17 protein-coding genes are annotated in these 15,724 nt (G+C 56.6%); 10 read left to right on the forward strand and 7 right to left on the reverse strand.

Going from position 1 to position 15,724, the window contains the following annotated elements:
- Positions 1 to 94 precede the first annotated feature (94 nt).
- Complete coding sequence (locus tag C8N45_RS04895; RefSeq protein WP_108385175.1) at positions 95 to 736, reverse strand: PAS domain-containing protein; 642 nt, start codon at positions 734 to 736, stop codon at positions 95 to 97.
- 196 nt (positions 737 to 932) lie between these two features.
- Between C8N45_RS04895 and C8N45_RS04900 the strand changes: the two genes are divergently transcribed.
- From C8N45_RS04900 to C8N45_RS04910, 3 genes are read left to right on the forward strand one after another with little or no spacing between them, the layout of a single operon-like run.
- On the forward strand, positions 933 to 1,823 hold the full coding sequence (locus tag C8N45_RS04900; protein ID WP_108385176.1) for a YicC/YloC family endoribonuclease: 891 nt from the start codon (positions 933 to 935) through the stop codon (positions 1,821 to 1,823).
- A 3-nt stretch (positions 1,824 to 1,826) separates the two neighbouring features.
- A complete protein-coding gene (gmk, locus tag C8N45_RS04905; protein WP_108385025.1) occupies positions 1,827 to 2,465 on the forward strand; it encodes a guanylate kinase in 639 nt (212 codons plus the stop codon).
- The gene (locus C8N45_RS04910) at positions 2,462 to 2,983 is read left to right on the forward strand and encodes a gamma carbonic anhydrase family protein (protein WP_108385026.1); all 522 of its coding nucleotides are present in this window, start codon (positions 2,462 to 2,464) and stop codon (positions 2,981 to 2,983) included. Before gmk ends, C8N45_RS04910 begins: the two co-directional genes overlap by 4 nt.
- A 16-nt stretch (positions 2,984 to 2,999) precedes the next feature.
- Here C8N45_RS04910 and C8N45_RS04915 read toward each other — a convergent pair whose 3' ends face one another.
- The gene (locus C8N45_RS04915) at positions 3,000 to 3,401 is read right to left on the reverse strand and encodes a hypothetical protein (protein WP_108385027.1); all 402 of its coding nucleotides are present in this window, start codon (positions 3,399 to 3,401) and stop codon (positions 3,000 to 3,002) included.
- A gap of 165 nt (positions 3,402 to 3,566) precedes the next feature.
- Here C8N45_RS04915 and C8N45_RS04920 point away from each other — a divergent pair, with 165 nt between their 5' ends.
- The 7 genes from C8N45_RS04920 to phoB all read left to right on the forward strand — a co-directional run bounded on the left by C8N45_RS04920 (position 3,567) and on the right by phoB (position 10,536).
- On the forward strand, positions 3,567 to 4,580 hold the full coding sequence (locus C8N45_RS04920) for a sensor histidine kinase (RefSeq protein ID WP_108385177.1): 1,014 nt from the start codon (positions 3,567 to 3,569) through the stop codon (positions 4,578 to 4,580).
- A gap of 115 nt (positions 4,581 to 4,695) precedes the next feature.
- Positions 4,696 to 5,730 carry a substrate-binding domain-containing protein gene (locus tag C8N45_RS04925; protein ID WP_108385028.1) on the forward strand — a complete coding sequence of 345 codons (1,035 nt, stop codon included), beginning with the start codon at positions 4,696 to 4,698 and terminating at the stop codon, positions 5,728 to 5,730.
- A 63-nt stretch (positions 5,731 to 5,793) separates the two neighbouring features.
- Positions 5,794 to 6,996 (forward strand): phosphate ABC transporter permease subunit PstC, encoded by a 1,203-nt coding sequence (gene pstC / locus C8N45_RS04930; RefSeq protein WP_108385029.1) that lies wholly within the window; start codon positions 5,794 to 5,796, stop codon positions 6,994 to 6,996.
- Positions 6,993 to 8,312 (forward strand): phosphate ABC transporter permease PstA, encoded by a 1,320-nt coding sequence (gene pstA, locus C8N45_RS04935; protein WP_108385030.1) that lies wholly within the window; start codon positions 6,993 to 6,995, stop codon positions 8,310 to 8,312. Before pstC ends, pstA begins: the two co-directional genes overlap by 4 nt.
- 48 nt (positions 8,313 to 8,360) lie before the next feature.
- Positions 8,361 to 9,122 carry a phosphate ABC transporter ATP-binding protein PstB gene (gene pstB, locus C8N45_RS04940; protein WP_108385178.1) on the forward strand — a complete coding sequence of 254 codons (762 nt, stop codon included), beginning with the start codon at positions 8,361 to 8,363 and terminating at the stop codon, positions 9,120 to 9,122.
- Positions 9,123 to 9,135: 13 nt separating this feature from the next.
- Positions 9,136 to 9,843, forward strand: coding sequence for a phosphate signaling complex protein PhoU (phoU, locus tag C8N45_RS04945; protein WP_108385179.1), 708 nt, complete (start codon positions 9,136 to 9,138; stop codon positions 9,841 to 9,843).
- 6 nt (positions 9,844 to 9,849) lie between these two features.
- Entirely contained in the window at positions 9,850 to 10,536 is a 687-nt protein-coding gene (gene phoB / locus C8N45_RS04950; RefSeq protein ID WP_108385031.1) for a phosphate regulon transcriptional regulator PhoB, read from the forward strand.
- Between the two features lie 43 nt (positions 10,537 to 10,579).
- Here the strand turns inward: phoB and gnd are convergent, their stop codons facing one another.
- From gnd to C8N45_RS04975, 5 genes are all read right to left on the reverse strand, one after another.
- Positions 10,580 to 11,980 carry an NADP-dependent phosphogluconate dehydrogenase gene (gene gnd, locus C8N45_RS04955; protein WP_108385032.1) on the reverse strand — a complete coding sequence of 467 codons (1,401 nt, stop codon included), beginning with the start codon at positions 11,978 to 11,980 and terminating at the stop codon, positions 10,580 to 10,582.
- Positions 11,981 to 12,024: 44 nt separating this feature from the next.
- The gene (locus tag C8N45_RS04960) at positions 12,025 to 13,002 is read right to left on the reverse strand and encodes a calcium/sodium antiporter (protein ID WP_108385033.1); all 978 of its coding nucleotides are present in this window, start codon (positions 13,000 to 13,002) and stop codon (positions 12,025 to 12,027) included.
- A gap of 176 nt (positions 13,003 to 13,178) precedes the next feature.
- Positions 13,179 to 14,015, reverse strand: a complete 837-nt coding sequence (locus C8N45_RS04965; protein ID WP_245882545.1) for a quinoprotein dehydrogenase-associated SoxYZ-like carrier — start codon at positions 14,013 to 14,015, stop codon at positions 13,179 to 13,181.
- Positions 14,012 to 15,043: a YncE family protein gene (locus C8N45_RS04970; RefSeq protein ID WP_108385034.1), complete on the reverse strand. Its 1,032-nt coding sequence runs from the start codon at positions 15,041 to 15,043 to the stop codon at positions 14,012 to 14,014. Before C8N45_RS04970 ends, C8N45_RS04965 begins: the two co-directional genes overlap by 4 nt.
- A complete protein-coding gene (locus tag C8N45_RS04975) occupies positions 14,964 to 15,500 on the reverse strand; it encodes an SRPBCC family protein (protein WP_181868895.1) in 537 nt (178 codons plus the stop codon). Before C8N45_RS04975 ends, C8N45_RS04970 begins: the two co-directional genes overlap by 80 nt.
- Positions 15,501 to 15,724 lie beyond the last annotated feature (224 nt).

The following is a 15,724-nucleotide window of genomic DNA, read 5'->3' on the forward strand; positions in this document are numbered from 1 at the left end:
TGCAGCGGCCTTTTTTCATTGTGAAACATGTATTTGGTATCAAGCGCCCTGATCGCGTACAGTGCACCACACAGCATTTTACCGTGAGGTCACTTTAGCCGTTGTTCACAACCAGTCTCAGGAAAGGCGCCTTGCGTTCTGTTGCAGGCTCCGGGCTTTTGTGGACAAGAGGCTGAACGCTGGCCAGTTGCAGTCCAAGCGTTTCATGGCGAATACGCGCGCCTTTGGTGATTTCGAACCGACGTGGGCGTGAACCTGCCTCTCCTTCTGTCACGATCGCCCCAAGGATGCGGGTTGTTTCGCCCTTGTCGTCGCGTAACGGCAGCAACAGCATCGTGCCGGTCAAATGCGACCGGATCAGTGACCCCTGAGAATTCAGTGGAACGCTGATGATTGCAGGTTCGGAAAAGGCGGCTTCGACCAGCTTGGCGATTTCGTCACGTGCACTTGGGTCAAAGAAGGTGCTGAGTGGCATGCCACGGGCATCCATCTTGAGCAGGTCATGCAGGCTTTGGCCAGCGACACGCATGCGGGCAATCCCCGGTGCGACCCGCTGCAAAATGAAAGCATGGGGCAGGGCTGCATCAATCTGGCTGGGCTCGATGTCATTGCGTGATGGCACCGACTGTGCATGACGCAGGGCTCTCCAATAACGCTCGAGGCTTTCAAGCGTTGGATTGCCTACTCCGGGCAGGTCAGCTTTGCGGCGCTGCGGGTTATCTTCGACGATCTTCATTTCGACCTCAACTTTCGCTGTGGGTGCATCATTTGATGCAAAACCAATTTGTATCTTTAAAGAGTTTTTAACAAACATTACTCACGAGTTCACTTAACAAAGTATTAATGGGTTAATTCGGGTAGAGAGCCAAAGGTTGCGCATGGTCGGGATTCTACCATAACAGCACAGGCGCAACGACAGTGACGAGGTCATGATGACGAACTCGATGACAGCATTTGCCAGCAGGACGGGTGCGATGGGCACGATCACCTGGGCATGGGAAATGCGGGGTGTGAATGCGCGCGGCCTGGATCTGCGTTTGCGTCTGCCCGAAGGTATCGAAGGGTTGGAGGCCGCTTTGCGTGCCGCGCTTTCAAAGTCGCTGGCTCGGGGCAATATTACCGTCAACCTGCGCCTGTCCCGCGAAGAAACCGGCGGCACCTATGCCTTGGACGAACAGCAACTTGATAGCGTGCTGCGCGCGTTGGATGCGGTACAGGAACGGGCATTTGCGATGGGTGTGACGTTGGGCCAGCCCACTGCGGCTGACGTCCTGTCGCAGCGCGGTGTGCTTGTTCCCGCCAAATCGGATGACCAATCACAGGCGCTTGCAGCGGCACTCATCGCCGACATTACGCCGCTGATTGCGGATTTCATCAAGATGCGCGAGGCCGAAGGCGACGCGCTCCATGCCGTCTTGCTGGATCAACTTTCGCAGATCGAGACGCTGACAGCGGCCGCCTCCGGCGCTGCCGCAGACCGGGGCCCGCAGGTCAGGGAAAACCTGACGCGGGCATTGCGTCGGGTGCTGGAAGATGTGGCCGAGATCGAAGAATCCCGCGTCGCACAGGAGCTTGCCCTGTTGGCTGTAAAATCGGACGTGACAGAGGAAATCGACAGGCTCGGGGCGCATGTTGCGGCGGCACGTGACTTATTGTCAAACGGATCACCCGCAGGCCGCAAACTGGATTTTCTTGCACAGGAATTCAACCGGGAAGCCAATACGTTGTGTGCCAAGGCGCAGTCGGCGCCGCTCACCGCCATTGGTCTTGATCTCAAGGCTGTGATCGACCAGATGCGCGAACAAATTCAAAATGTGGAGTAACGCATGTCCCGTCGTGGTCTTTTGATTATCCTGTCGTCACCATCGGGGGCGGGGAAATCCACGCTTGCGGGCCGGTTGCGCCAATGGGACGACACGCTGCAATTTTCCGTGTCAGCCACGACCCGCGCCCCCCGTCCGGGCGAAGTGAACGGCCAGGACTATTACTTTTCCAGCGTTGCCGACTTTCAGGATCAGGTCGCCGCAGGTGACATGCTGGAACATGCACGGGTGTTCGAAAACTACTACGGATCCCCCAAGGGCCCTGTCAAAACCGCGATCGAAAGCGGCCGTGACGTGCTTTTTGATATCGACTGGCAAGGTGCACAGCAGATCAAGAACTCTGACCTGCAAGAGCATGTGCTGTCGATCTTCATTCTGCCGCCGTCCATCAAAGAGTTGCACCGCAGGCTGGTCAGCCGTGGTCAGGATGCCCCTGAAGTGATTGAGAAGCGGATGCAAAAAAGCTGGGATGAAATCAGCCATTGGGACGGGTATGATTACGTATTGGTGAATGATGATCTGGACACGACCGAGGACAGGCTCAAGACGATCATCGCCGCCGAACGGCTGCGCCGGCCGCAACAGCCGCATCTGGTCGACCACGTGCGCAAGCTGCAATCAGAGTTTGGAGACAGACCATGACACTTTATATGCTGGGTAACAGGACCCCCGAGGTGGCCGACGACGCATGGGTTGCGCCGGGCTGTCATATCATTGGCCGGGTCAGGCTGGGGCCGCTTGCGTCGGTCTGGTTTGGCAGTACCCTGCGAGGAGACAACGAACTGATCGATGTGGGCGAGGGGAGCAATATTCAGGAAAACGCAGTGTTGCATACAGATATGGGCTATCCGCTGACCATAGGGACCGGATGCACCATTGGTCACAAGGCCATGCTGCATGGTTGCACGATTGGCAACAACAGCCTGATCGGGATGGGGGCTACTGTTCTGAACGGTGCCGTGATTGGGGAAAATTGCCTGATCGGGGCCGGAGCGCTGATTACCGAAGGCAAACAAATCCCCTATGGTTCATTGGTGATGGGCGCTCCCGGTAAGGTGGTGCGTGAATTGGACGAGGCTGCGATCAATGCGCTCAGGGCATCTGCACTGAACTACCAGCAGAATGCCGCAAGATTCCGAAAGGACCTGAAGGCCATTTGAGCCAGTGCAGATGGCGTCAGTTGAAGCCCAGCTCTGGATTGGGCATCAAAAGCAAGTCGAAATCAATCTCTGGCGCGAATAGCTGAACCTCTTTTCTGATGATTTCAGAATCTGGGATATCATCGGACACCGCGCGATATTTGCCGCGGAATTCCAGTTCGATCAGCTTTGACACCACATCAACGGCATCGAAATTATGTGCGACCAACGGCGACAATATCATATCGGCCTTTTGCTTCTCCAGAAGCTCCGGGGTCAATTCATCAATATCTATGAAATGGAAACCATTGAGTGCCTGCACATTTCGCCCTTCGGCTTTCCAACGCGCAATATCCCCGATCACCACTGTGGTATTCGTTAATCCTTCCAGATGAAAGGAAAGGGGTCGCTCAAGGTCCTGCCGCGCATAACCTGACATCCGTCACCCAATCTCGTATTTTTGCTCTGTTCGTTTGTCACTTATTGAGACAACGCGGAGATTAACGGTAATGTTCCTAATGCTTAAAGATTTATTTCTTGTTCGGACAAATTGACACAGACTGTTAATAATTTGGAGCTGTGTAAGACTTTGGAAATCAAGACGATGACATCGCTGGTCCATGCATTGGCGGCGCCAACCCTTGTTGTTGGTCCTGACGAGCGTTTGGTTGCGATGAATGACCCGTTTGCGGCACTTGTCGGTGCGGGCCAGTTGGGCAAGCATTACATCACAACCTTGCGCCAGCCCGCAGTTGCAGATGCAATTGCGTCAGTGCTTGCCGGTGGTCCGCCGGTCCAGACCCGTTACTTTTTACGGGACGGCAGCAAAGATACCGTCTACGACGTCAAAGTGGCGCCCGCCGGTGATTGCGTGGTCCTGTCCTTCGAAGATCAGTCCGCCGCAGAAGACGCAGGCCAAATGCGCCGTGATTTTGTGGCCAACGTCAGCCATGAATTGCGCACCCCTCTTACGGCGCTGCTGGGGTTCATCGAAACACTGACAGGTGCTGCGCGCGATGACCCGGCCGCCCGCGATCGTTTTCTTCAGATCATGGCGCATGAAGCGAACCGAATGACCCGGCTCGTTGATGATCTTTTGTCGCTCAGCAGGGTTGAAAGTGATGCGCGGGTCCGCCCGTTGGAGCCTGTGGACCTTGGCGGGGTGCTGGCATCCGTGATCAAAGGCCTTGAGCCGCAGGCGTCGGCGGCAGGTGTGACTGTCTCGCTCTCGGTCCCGGACGCCACCCAGACGATACCTGGCGATGCAGGCCAGTTGGCTCAGGTCTTTGCCAACCTCATTGAAAATGGTTTGAAATATGGTGCGCGCGGGGGCGTTTTGTCCGTTGTGCTGGATGCGGCGCAGATGCAGACAAAGTTGCGCGCCAATGGCGTGCGGATCTGCGTATCAGACAGTGGCGAGGGAATCGCCGAACATCACCTTGCCCGCCTGACAGAGCGGTTCTACCGCGTCGATAATCACAGATCGCGGGCTGTTGGCGGCACCGGCCTCGGGCTGGCGATTGTCAAGCACATCGTCAACCGGCACAGGGGGAAATTGACTATTGAAAGCACCCTTGGACAGGGCACGCAGGTGTCTGTTTTTTTGCCGTCACACTGACTGTCATAAAACATTTACATAACTGTCACAAAAGCGTGGTGTCGGGCCAATAGGTGGGCCACAACGGTAACGCGGCTCGCGCGTTGCTGATGTTAGACACAACAGGAGTAATCTGATGTCGCTCATGAAACTGACTGCCACAACTGCAGCTGCGGCCCTCATGGCAACCGCCGCAACAGCCCGTGACAACGTACAGGTCGCAGGGTCTTCGACTGTGTTGCCATATGCGTCGATCGTTGCAGAAGTCTTTGGCGAAAACTTCGACTTCCCGACACCCGTTATCGAATCCGGTGGTTCATCTGCGGGCCTCAAGCGCTTTTGCGAAGGTGTTGGCGAAAACACCATTGATATTGCCAACGCGTCACGCGCGATCAAATCGTCAGAGGTTGAAGCCTGTGCCGCTGCTGGCGTCACTGACATCATCGAAGTTCGTATTGGCTATGACGGAATTGTCTTTGCTTCCGACATCAACGGCAACGCTTTCGAATTCACACCAGAAGATTGGTACAAGGCGCTTGCCAACGAGCACTTCATCGATGGTGAACTGGTTCCGAACACTTTCACCAACTGGAACGAAGTGAACCCTGCTTTCCCTGACCAGCCGATTCAGGCTTTCATCCCCGGCACCAAGCACGGCACTCGTGAGGTGTTCGAAGAAAAGGTGATCCTCGCTGGTTGCGAGGAAGGTGGCTTCTTTCAGGCGATGCTGGACGCGGGCGTTGATGAGGACACTGCCGAAGGGAAATGCATGGCGATCCGCACCGATGGTCGTTCTGTCGATATCGATGGCGACTATACCGAAACACTCGCCCGGATTCAGGCCGATACGAACGGAATCGGTGTCTTTGGTCTGGCATTCTATGAAAACAACACGGACAAGTTGCAGGTCGCGACCATGGCAGATGTTGTCCCAACCACTGAAACCATCGCCGCAGGTGATTACCCTGTGTCCCGTCCGCTTTACTTCTACATCAAGGCGGCACACATCGGCGTTGTCCCCGGTGTCAAGGAATTCGCAGAATTCTTTGTCTCTGACGACATTGCTGGCCCAGATGGCCCATTGGCCGAGTATGGTCTTGTGTCTGATCCCGCGTTGATAGAAGTGCAGGAAACTGTGGCTGACGAAGTGACAATGGGCTCCGGCAGCTAACACCAATAGCCAAAGGGTGCCCGAACGGGCGCCCCTTGGCTGACACGAACAAGGGTTTTCGCCATGCAATCGCTGACGCCATTACTTCTGGTGATTACCGGCCTCGCTGTAGCAGGTTATTTCATTGCAAAATCCCGCGCCATGAAGGTTGCGGGGGGCGACATCCGCACACTGGTATCCTTGCCACGGCAACATGCGCTGAACACGGTGCTGTCAACCAGTGTGCCTGCGTTGGCCGCGATCCTTTTGATTTCCCTTTATCTGCGGCTGACCGGCGGACAGGGGTCATGGTTTTTTGGCTTTGTGGTCATTGGCTTGGCGGTGACTGGATTTGCCACGTCATTGATCGGTATCAAGCAGGATCGTCGGGCCAGAACACTTGCAGAACGGTGGATCTTGGGACTGCTGATCTTTGCCTCAACCATCGCGATTATGACGACTGTCGGCATTGTCTTTTCCATGCTGTTCGAAACATACAACTTCTTTGGGCAATACGACTGGCGTAATTTCTTTTTCTCGACCACATGGTCGCCGAACTTCCGTGGCAATTCTGACCTTGGTATTCTGCCTTTGCTGTGGGGGACACTTTACATCAGCTTTATCGCGCTGGCTTTTGCTGTGCCAATCGGGTTGTTTGCTGCGATCTACCTGTCGGAATATGCGGGCCCACGAATGCGGTCGGTCGCGAAACCGGCGATTGAGGTGCTGGCAGGTATCCCCACGATTGTTTACGGGCTCTTTGCGCTGTTTATCGTCGGACCTGCGCTGCGCGATTACTTTGCCGAACCGATGGGGCTGGGGCAGAGCGCGTCGTCAGTCATGACAGCGGGCCTTGTGATGGGGATCATGTTGATCCCTTTTGTCAGTTCATTGTCGGATGACATCATCAACGCTGTCCCACAGTCCATGCGCGATGGATCGCTTGGTCTGGGGGCCACCAAGTCAGAGACCATTCGGCAGGTTGTCATTCCCGCCGCCTTGCCCGGCGTGATTGGTGCTGTCCTGCTGGCCGCGTCTCGTGCGATTGGCGAGACGATGATCGTTGTTCTTGGGGCAGGGGCGGCGGCCCGCCTGTCGCTGAACCCGTTTGAAGCGATGACCACAGTCACCGTCAAAATCGTGAGCCAGTTGACCGGCGACACTGATTTTGCCAGCCCTGAAACGCTTGTGGCCTTCGCGTTGGGCCTGACGCTGTTTGTGATCACGTTGGGATTGAACGTCTTTGCGCTGTTCATTGTGCGCAGATATCGGGAGCAGTACGAATGACGACCTCTTTGCTCACCACCGACGCGCGCACCAAAAAGCGCAATGCGGCTGAAAAGCGCTTCAAAGCCTACGGGCTTGGGGCAATTTGCATCGCGATGGTTTCGCTCGTTTTCCTGTTGGGTTCCGTGCTGAGCAGTGGATTGGGTGCGTTCCAGCAAACCTATATCGCGTTGGATGTGCAGTTACCCGAGGCGCGGTTGGACAAATCCGGCACCCGCGATCTGGAGGTCATGTCGAAAGTCACGACAATCGGCTACGCGCCTATTTTGCGTGATGCGTTGGTGGCGCAGGTTGCGGCGCTCGGTTTGACCACCGACCTAAGCGACAAGGACGTCGGTAAAATGATCTCAAAAGAGGCGGCTGCGACCGTGCGCAACAGGGTGCTGGCCAACCCGGAGCTTGTGGGCACAACCGTGCGCTTTGATCTGCTCGCTTCGGGCCGGATTGACGGGTATTTCAAAGGCCGGGTGACAGCAGAGTCAGCGGCTCTGGATCAGAACACCTCGCCCGAGGCTTTAGTGTTGGCGCAGGAACTCAAAGACGCCGGCGTGATCGAAACAAAATTCAACTGGAATTTCTTTGTCTTGCCTGATGCGTCTGACCAGCGGCCAGAGGCGGCAGGGCTGGGCGTGGCGATCCTCGGTTCTCTTTATATGATGGCGGTGGTCTTGTGTTTGGCCTTGCCGATCGGTGTTGCCTCGTCGATTTATCTGGAGGAATTCGCGCCCAGAAACCGCTGGACCGACCTGATCGAGGTGAATATCTCGAACCTTGCTGCTGTGCCGTCGATTGTTTTTGGTATCCTCGGGCTGGCGATTTTCATCAACTTCATGGAACTGAACCAGTCGTCGCCTTTGGTTGGTGGTCTGGTGCTGACATTGATGACGCTACCCACGATCATCATCTCGACGCGGGCGGCCCTCAAATCCGTGCCTCCGTCCATACGGGACGCGGCACTGGGTGTGGGCGCTTCCAAGATGCAATCGGTCTTTCACCATGTCCTGCCTCTGGCGGCCCCGGGCATCCTGACCGGCACGATCATCGGGCTGGCGCAAGCTTTGGGCGAAACCGCGCCACTCTTGTTGATCGGGATGGTTGCGTTCGTGCGTGAATATCCGGCTGCCTATACATCCGAATCTGGCCTGTTTGGGGAGGCTGCAACAGCCTTGCCAGTGCAGGTTTACAACTGGACACAACGGTCTGATCCGGCATTCTTTGAACGCGCCTTCGCGGCCGTCATCACATTGCTTGTGTTTCTCCTGATTATGAACGCGGTCGCGATCTATTTGCGCCGCAAGTTTGAGCGGCGGTGGTAACAGGCTATGCTAGACATCAAATATCATTCAGACCGAACAGTAGGCACAATGCAAGATAACAAGATCACCGCCAGGAACGTACAGGTGTACTACGGCGACAACCAGGCCATCAAAGACGTCAATGTCGATATTGCGGACAAGACGGTGACGGCATTCATCGGCCCGTCAGGTTGCGGCAAATCCACTTTCTTGCGCTGTTTGAACCGGATGAATGACACGATTGATATCTGCCGGGTCGAAGGTGACATACGCATTGACGGCGAAGACATCTATGATCCCAAGGTGGACCCGGTGCAGTTGCGCGCCAAAGTGGGCATGGTGTTTCAAAAGCCAAACCCGTTCCCCAAGTCGATCTATGACAATGTGGCCTACGGCCCAAAAATCCATGGCCTCGCCCGCAACAAGGCGGAACTGGACGAAATCGTTGAAAAATCGTTGCGCAAGGCAGCCCTTTGGAACGAAGCCAAAGACAGGCTTGCAGCCCCCGGCACCGGCTTGTCTGGTGGCCAACAGCAGCGGCTTTGTATCGCGCGCGCGATCGCGACCTCGCCAGAGGTGCTTTTGATGGACGAACCCTGCTCGGCGCTTGACCCCATTGCCACAGCGCAGGTCGAAGAACTGATTGACGAATTGCGCCAAAGCTTTTCGGTGGTGATTGTCACCCACTCAATGCAGCAAGCCGCCCGTGTCAGCCAGAAGACCGCCTTTTTCCATCTGGGCAATCTCGTCGAATATGACGAGACCGACAAGATTTTCACCAACCCGGAAGACCCGCGTACCGAAAGTTACATCTCTGGCCGGATCGGGTAGGAGCAACATAATGATTGATCAACATATTTCCTCGGCCTACGACCGCGACCTTGAAGCGATCACTACCCTGATTATGAAGATGGGTGGATTGGTCGAAGAAGCGATTCTGCTAGCCGCACAATCGCTGGCGGACCGTGACCTTGAGCTGGCCGAAAAGGTTCGCAAAGCCGACAAGGTCATCGACGCTCTTGAGTTGCAGATCAACGAAGATGCGGCCCGCACCATCGCGCTGCGTGCACCGGTGTCCAAGGATCTGCGGGCTTTGTTGACGGTGCTGCGGCTGGCAGCATCGCTGGAAAGGATCGGGGACTACGCCAAGAATATCGCCAAGCGCACCAGCGCGGTCGTGGACATGCCACCCGTCAGCGGTGCGGACGTCGCCCTGCGCCGGATGGCCCGCGAAGTGCAAGCGATGCTGAAGGACACGCTGGACGCCTACATGCGCTATGATGCCGACCTCGCCGAGGATGTGCGCCAGCGTGATCAGGAAGTGGACCAGATGTACAATGCGCTGTTTCGCGAATTCCTTACCTTCATGATGGAAGACCCGCGCAACATCACCGCCTGCATGCATCTGCATTTCATGGCCAAGAACATCGAACGGATGGGCGATCTGACGACCAACATGTCAGAACAGATCATCTATCTTGTCACCGGCGAAATGCCCGAAGAAGCCCGGCCAAAGGGTGACAAGACGCCATTTGTCACAGATCCGGAGTAACACGCTATGGCACCGCAACCGCATGTCCTGATCGTCGAAGACGAAGCGGCCCAGCGCGAAGTGCTTGCCTACAACCTTGAGGCCGAAGGGTTTCGTGTGACCCGCGCCGAGAATGGCGAAGAAGGGTTGTTATGTGTTGATGAAGAAGCCCCCGACGTGATCGTGCTTGACTGGATGATGCCGCATCTTTCGGGCATCGAGGTTTGCCGCCGGATCAAGATCAGGCCCGAGACACGCAACATCCCTATCATCATGTTGTCTGCACGCTCCGAAGAGGTCGACAAGGTGCGGGGCCTTGAAATGGGCGCGGATGATTATGTTGTCAAACCATATTCCGTTTCCGAATTGATGGCACGGGTGCGCAGCCAGCTGCGGCGGGCGCGCCCCTCGACCGTGGGGCAGCTGCTGACCTATGATGATATCGTGCTTGATGCAGAGACCCACCGGGTCACACGAGCAGATCACCCCCTCAAGCTGGGGCCGACGGAATTTCGCCTGCTCACAACCTTCATGGAAAAGCCGGGGCGGGTCTGGTCACGCGATATGCTGCTTGACCGGGTTTGGGGCCGGGACATTTATGTCGATACGCGCACGGTAGATGTGCATGTCGGGCGCCTGCGCAAGGTGTTGACCCAGCATGGAGGCAACGACCCGGTCAGGACGGTCAGGGGCGCAGGTTACGCGCTGGGGTAACGCCCGATACCAGACCGTAAGATGGATCTTGATCCATCCCCGATCAACTCCCCCATGGCCCATGTTGGTCTGATCCGCCGTCTATGCGCTCAAACCCGTGCGCGCCAAAGAAATCGCGCTGGCCTTGGATCATGTTGGCGGTACCGCGGGCCGTGCGCATTGCGTCGAAATATGCCAGCCCCGATGACAGCGCGGGCAGGGCGATGCCGTGCAGTGCGGCTTGGGCGACCACCTGCCGAAGCGCGCCATGATGCTGTTTGAGATGGTCGGCAAAATGCGGGGCAAACATCAGATTGCCGTCCGCATCGGTGGCGAGCGCATCCGCCATATCATCCAGCATCGCAGACCTGATAATGCAGCCTTCGCGCCAGACCTTGGCAATCGCGGGCAGGGGCAGCGCCCAGCCAAACGCCTCGGACGCTTTCGAAATCATATCAAATCCTTGCGCGTAACACAGGATTTTCCCGGCAATGAGCGCGCTTTCCAGCGTTTCGGTGCCCAGATTGTCGTGCGGGATATGGTGCGGGGCGGTGCCGAACAGACCCTCGCCCTTGGCACGCATGTCCCGCTGTGACGACAGGTTGCGCGCGACGACTGCGGCTTCTATCGCGGGTACCGGGGCGGCGAGATGCTGCGCTTCGATCACGGTCCACCGCCCAGTGCCCTTCTGGCCTGCGGCATCAACAATGACGTCAAGCATCGGCTTGTTGGTTTTGGGGTCGATTGCGCCTGCTACTTTTCCTGAAATCTCGATCAGGTAGGATTTGAGCGGGCCCTTGTCCCATTTGGCAAAAACGTCGGCTATTTGTGCATCCGTCATATCCAGACCGTCGCGCATGATCCCGTAGGTTTCGGCGATCATCTGCATGTCTGCATATTCGATCCCGTTGTGGACCGCCTTGACGAAATGCCCGGCCCCTTCTTCGCCCATCCATGTGGCGCAGGGGGTGCCTTCGTGTTTGGCGGAAATCGCAGTCAGGATATGGGCCACACGGTCCCAATAGGCGCGCTTGCCGCCGCCCATGATCGACGGGCCAAAACGTGCGCCTTCTTCGCCACCCGACACGCCGATCCCCAGAAAGGGGAGGTCGCCCGCGTCACGGGCGCGGCGGTTGGTGTCGTGAAAGTTGGCGTTGCCCGCGTCAATGATCAGGTCGTCATCATCCAAAAGGGCGCGCAGGGCTGTGATCTGGTCATCAACCGCCCGTCCCGCAGGCACCATCAGGATAATGGCACGAGGTTTTGCAATGGCGGCCACAAGCTCTTCCAGCGACTCTGTCGGGGTGATCCTGTCTGCAAGCGCACCAGCATCCGCATGAAACTGCTTTGTTTTCTCTGTTGTCCGGTTCCAGACAGCGATGTCAAAGCCGTTGTCAGCAATATTGAGAGCGAGTGCCGCACCCATCGTGCCCAAGCCAATCAATCCAATCTCTGCTTTGCTCATCTGTCGTGGTCCTTTGTGCTTGATAGTGGCGGTCCTGCGGGGCATCAGCCCAGCAGTTTTGGCGCCACATATTGTCCGGCGATAAATACCGCATAAGCGACCACCATCAACCCGCCGACACGTTTGGTAACTTTGCCGACGACAAGCATCCACACGGCAAAGGCCACACTGATGGCAACGGTTGCCCACATCTGGAAACCGGCCAACTCGGGGACGACGTCAAGGGGTTTGATGAGTGCGGTCAGTGCGACGATAGACAGAATGTTGAATGTGTTCGATCCGATGATGTTGCCAAGGATCAGACCGACAGACCGCTTGCGCGCCGCCGCCACACAGGTGGACAATTCGGGAAGCGATGTGCCGAATGCCACAACCGTCATGCCGATAATCGCATCGGGCACACCGATGATTGTGCCTGAAACAACAGCTCCTTTGACCAGCATTTCGGCCCCGACCGCCAGCGCCAGAAGTCCGCCCAGCAAAAACAGGACAGCCGCACCCATTGTCTGGATATGACCGGCTGCGTCGTCGTCATCCTCTTCTTCCAGCACAATGCTGTTGGTTAGGTACTGGTAGGTTACGAAAGACGCCAAAATCACAAACATCCCAAGCGCCAAGACAGTCGTAATCTGGCCCGAAAGCATACCCACCACCAATAGTGCGGTCGCAAGCAGCATCATGGCCAGATCCTTAATCAGATCCTTTGGTTTGCCCTCGATCTTGTAGACAAAGGCCGTGGCCCCAAGCACCAGCAGAATGTTGGCAATATTCGACCCCAGAACGTTGCCCAGCGCAATACCGGGAAACCCTTGCAGATTCGCGTTCACAGAGGCAAAAAGCTCTGGCACGGATGTCCCGAACGACACGATCGTAGCCCCGATGAATAGCGGCGACAGCCCCGTCCGTTCGGCCATGAAAACCGCGGCGTCAATGGTCCAATCCCCACCTTTGATCAATAGAAATAGGCCGAACAGAATGGCCCCTGCGGCCAGTACAAACAGGTCGTAATGAGGCAATTCCAAGTGTGTTCTTTCCCGGTCAAATGTGCGCGCGGGCCTGTGCCAGCGCGACTGTTCTGCAAGGACCTAGCGCGCAAGCGAGGCAAAGTCACGGCCAGCCGGAAAAAACCTGTCTGATGCTGTGCTTTTCAGTCCAGATGCCTGTTCTCTGACGATCTTAAACGCATAGGCGTTAACAGTCAGAAACCGGGAAGTGTTTTATGTGCAGTTGCGATAAACCCGTCTGTGTCGGTCATGGTCACATCAACTGATCTTGTGTGGCTGGGGACGGACAGGCTGATTTGCGGGTCTTCGCTGAAGGAAATGCTACCTGTCACATCGACAAACCCCGCCCCGTCCAGATCAACCGCGATATTATCAACAAAGCGGGCGGGCAGATACAGAAGGGTGATTTGATCCATCTGCATTCCCGAATGGCTGGGGTGTTGCAGGTCAAGGTCCATGCGCTTGCCTTGATCATGCGTCGCCGTACCGGTGGATGGCATTGCAGCTTCCAACAGCGTGCCGGGCGCATCGAATTCAGTGACGTTGATCTGCATATTGCCCAATGTGGCCAGCGCCAGTTCCGGGTCAGTCCCCGGAGGGGCAGCACAGGCGCCCTGACCGGATGTTTTCACAAAGCTGTCGGCCACGAAAAGCTGCCCTTCGGTCGTGCGCGCCACGACGTGCAGTGGTGTTGGCCCGTTCACCCGCATTGTTACGTCAAAGAAGAAGTGGGGCACCGGTTCATCAAAGGTGAACACGGCAGAAACCGGCATTGGGTTTTCGTCCAGAATGACTGTGATACTTTCCAGCATCCGCCCTTGTGGCGCGGTCACAGTGGCGCCGATTTGCGTCCGGGCATCCATTTGCGAACGATAGGGGGCGTCAATGGTGATGACGTCGCCTGCGGGCGTCAGGAATTTGTCGCCGTACAGAGTTTCCCGCAGCTCTGGCCAGCTTGGGTCCAACGCAACAGCGGGACTGGCCAACAGAGTGCAAACCACTGCAGTGATCAACGCGCGTTTCTTCATCATTGCTTCGCCTCTCCAAATCCTGATGCGATGAACTTTCCAAAGGCACGGGGGCCATCGCCAGTTTCAATTTCAGCCGTCACGGTCAGCGTCTGCGGATCAATAACACTAATCGTGTTCGAAAACCAATTTGCGACGATGATGCTGCCATCATCTGCGGTTGTGTCAATCCCTTCGGGATACTCGCCCACGTCGATTGTTGCCATGACTTGCAGGTTTTGCAGGTCAAAGGCGCTGACTGTGTCGGCATATTGATTGGTGACAAAGCCAAGGCCGTTGGCAAAGGCTACACCGTAGGGGCGTTCGCCCACGGGGACCGTGCCCAAGACAGCGCCGTCATTGGGGTCCACGACGGTAACCGAATTGGAACCCACATCAGCAGTGTAAATCCGCCCTTCCGGACCGGTGGAAATGCCAAACGGACGCACACCTGCATCGGTGCGGTGGCGCAAGGTACCGGCAGGCAGGTCGAAGATTGATACCTGGTCTGAATCCCTGTCAGCCGATGCAAGCCAACTGCCATCCGCCGCAACAACCAGCCCGGCAGGCGCGCTGCCCGTGGTCAGTGTCTGGCGCAAAGACAGATCACCGGCGTCGAGGACCCAAATGCGGGCATTGTACCAGTCAGAGACATAGACAGCCTTGCCCGCGTGCCCCACAGCAATCCCGATCGGCCCGCCGTCAAGTCTGACCCTGGCCAGCCGCACCCCTGTGTGCAGATCGAATTTGTTAATTTCCTTGCTGCCGGCACTGACGGTAAAGATCGCGCCTGTTGTGGGATGCAATGCAATACCAGCCGGTTCACCGGGGACAGCGATGCGGGCCACCTCGGACCTAGCTTCAAGATCAATGACGCTCAGGTCGCTGCTGTTCTGGTTTGTTACGAACGCAAATTCGTCTGCCGCCAAAGCAGTGGCGGCAAACGTGATCAAGGCCGCAAAGCTGACTGACCTAGTTGCTGTCAAAGCGGGCGACAAGCGCGTCCAAACCAGCCTGATAGACGCCTGTGACAGCGGTAATTGCGGCAGCATCGTTCAACTCTTCGGGGGGGTCGTTGTTGGGATAGCCGCGATAAAAGGCACCGCGCCATTCGATCAGCGATCCGCCATCATCCAGCGGTTTGACAGTCAGGTGGGACGAATAGTTCGTGACCGGCAACACCTCAACCGCGACATCTGTGATGCGGTAGGAATAGCTCATCTTTTCGTCAGAGTATTTATAAAGCACTTCTGCGATTGTTGGGCCGCCTTCTTCGCCCAAAACCAGCAGGCGCGTGGCGTCAATCGCGTTATCACCCTCGCCGGTGCTGGAATGCACAGCCGGGTGCCAGCTCATGTCCTGAAAATTGCCAATGACCGCCCAGACCTCTGCCGGGGAGGCGCTGACCCCGGTGGTCAGTGTCACCTTTTGCCGCGTTGGCCCATGTGCATGTGCCATGATCGGCAGAAACGTGAGAAGAAGAAGGATGGAACGTCTGAATAGTCGCATTTGCAACCTCTTGTTGGAGGGGACATTTACCGCTGTATGACCACCTGAGCCTCGGGGTCGGGGCCAAGAAGTGATCACGCACCGCAAAGATGACCCGCAAGAGCCACCTTGTGGCGGGAACGCTAGCAGTGGCACCAAAGCCCATGCAATTGGCCAAAGGTAGCGGTTTTGCTTTCTGACCATTTTGGTGCACGATTGGTCGGAATGGGTCCGGCCAAGCCGGA

The organism is Yoonia sediminilitoris (genome assembly GCF_003058085.1).
In the GTDB taxonomy this organism is placed as follows: domain Bacteria; phylum Pseudomonadota; class Alphaproteobacteria; order Rhodobacterales; family Rhodobacteraceae; genus Yoonia; species Yoonia sediminilitoris.